Origin of the sequence: Streptomyces sp. 150FB, assembly GCF_000818195.1 — a bacterium.
Lineage (GTDB): Bacteria > Actinomycetota > Actinomycetes > Streptomycetales > Streptomycetaceae > Streptomyces.
The window spans coordinates 6,786,407-6,788,649 of the sequence record NZ_JTHL01000001.1 but is presented as its reverse complement, the minus strand read 5'-3'; the positions used below and the strand labels follow the sequence as shown (position 1 = coordinate 6,788,649).

At 74.1% G+C, this 2,243-nt stretch carries 1 protein-coding gene; it reads right to left on the bottom strand.

Annotated elements, in window-relative coordinates; genetic code table 11:
* Positions 1 to 2,243: SDR family NAD(P)-dependent oxidoreductase (locus QR77_RS49225; protein ID WP_040025002.1), on the bottom strand; the 2,243-nt coding region annotated here is incomplete at both ends.

The window sequence follows — 2,243 nt, the reverse complement described above, 5'->3', positions numbered from 1 at the left end:
GCTCGACGGCGGTCAGCGAGTCGAAGCCCAGCTCCCTGAACGGGCGGCCGGGGTCGATCCCGGCCGCGCCCCCGTGGCCGAGTACTGCCGCGGCCTCGGCCCTGACCAGGTCGAGCAGGGCAGCCCGCCGTCCGGCGGTGTCCACACCGGCCAGCCGGGTACGGAGCGCGGCGCCCGCACCGCCGTCCACCGGTGCGGCCCGGCCCGTCCGCAGCGCGGCCGTCTCGGGCAGCGCGCTGAGCAGCGGGCTGGGCCTCAGCGCGGTGAACGCCGGTGTGAAGAGTTCCCAGTCGATGTCGGCGACGGCGACGACAGCGTCCACACCACCGGTCGCTGTGCGCAGTGCGGACAGCGCCGCCTCCGGCGCCATCGCCCGGATGCCACGGCGCGCCAGGGCTTCCCTGGAGGTCTCGTCCGCCGCCATACCGCTACCGGCCCAGGCGCCCCACTGCACGGAGGTCGCCGCCAGACCACGGGCCCGGCGGTCCAACGCCAGTGCGTCGAGTACGGAGTTGCCCGCCGCGTACGCGGCCTGGCCCCCGCTGCCCCAGGTGGCGGCGATCGAGGAGAACATCACGAACGCGTCCAGCTCACGGTCGCCCAGCAGTTCGTCCAGGTGCAGCGCACCGGCCGCCTTCGGAGTGGAGACGGCGGCGAAGCTGTCGAGTCCCATCCCGTCCAGGGTTTCCGACTGCGGCAACCCGGCGGCGTGCACCACGGCGCGTATGGGCTCGGCGGCTTCCTCGACCTCGCGCAGCATCGCTGCGACGGCGGCCCGGTCGGTGACATCGCACGCCACAACGGTGACGTCGACGCCCATCTCGCCTAGTTCCGCCGCGAGTTCGGCGGCGCCCGGTGCTTCGGGACCGCGACGGCCGGTCAGTACCAGACGCTCGGCTCCACTGCGGGCCAGCCAGCGGGCGACATGCGCGCCCAGCGCGCCGGTACCGCCGGTGACCAGGACCGTACCGGCGGGCTGCCATCCCCCTGCCGCGTCCGCCGGGCGGGCCGGCGCGTGGCCGAGCCTGCGGGTGAAGACCCCGGAAGGCCGTACGGCCACCTGGTCCTCGCCGTCGGCGCCGCCGCTCAACACGGCGGCGAGCCGGGCGAGTACGCCCCGGTCCAGCACCTCCGGCAGGTCGATCAGGCCGCCCCAGCGGCGGGGCTGCTCCAGAGCCACCACCTGGCCGAGCCCCCAGACGGCGGCCTGTCGGACTGCGCGCACCCGGTCGGTCGCGCCGACCGACACGGCACCGCTGGTCACACACCACAACGGGGCGTCGGCATCCAGTGCGGTGAGTGTCTGCGCCAGGAGCAGGGTGCCGGCGACGCCGGCGGGCACACCGGGGAACGACACGGACGTCCGCTGGTCGAGCGCGAGGAGCGAAAGCACACCGGCGAGACGGATGCCCGTACGGCCGGCGTCGTCGAGCGCGTCCCGGAGGAGCGCGGCGAGCGCCGTACGGTCCTGTGCCGTGGCCGGGTCGACGGGGATGGTGACGAGGTCGGCACCGTATCGGGCCAGGGCGTCGAGGACGGGCGCGGTCACGGACTCCAGAGCGTCAGCGGAGACCAGCGAGTCGGCGGTGCCCGCCGCATCCGTATCCGTTCCGTACCGACCGGAAGGGACGAGGGCGAACCAGCGGCCCGAAAGCCTGGCGTCGCTCAGCCCCGCACGGATCTGCCAGCCGATCCTGTATCGCCGGCTGTCGGCTCCGGCTTCGGCCGTCCGGCGCAGATGCCATGCGGAGAGCGCGGGCAGCAGCGGTTCCAGTGTGTCCGGAGACACGTCCAGGGTCCCGGCGAGTTCGGGCAGATCGCCACGGGAGACGGCGTCCCAGAAGGAACTGTCAGCCCTGTCAGCCCTGTCAGTGCTGTTCGCGCCCTGGCCCCCGGCGGGGTGCGCGGCCGGTGCCGGCCAGTACCGCTCGCGCTGGAAGGCGTACGTGGGCAGGGGCAGCGTCCGCGCCCCCGTACCGGCGAACAGGGCGGCCCAGTCCGGCGCGCCGCCTCCGGTCCACAACTGCGCGAGGGAGGCGAGGAATCGATCAGGACCACCGTCGTCGCGGCGCAGGGAACCGGTGACCACACCCTCGTACTCCCCCGCGTCCAGGGTCTCCTGGACCCCGACGGCGACCACGGGGTGCGGGCTGCACTCGATGAAGGCGGTGAAGCCGTCCGCCGCCAACTCCCTTACGGCGGGCTCGAACTCGACCGTGCGGCGCAGGTTCTCGTACCAGTAA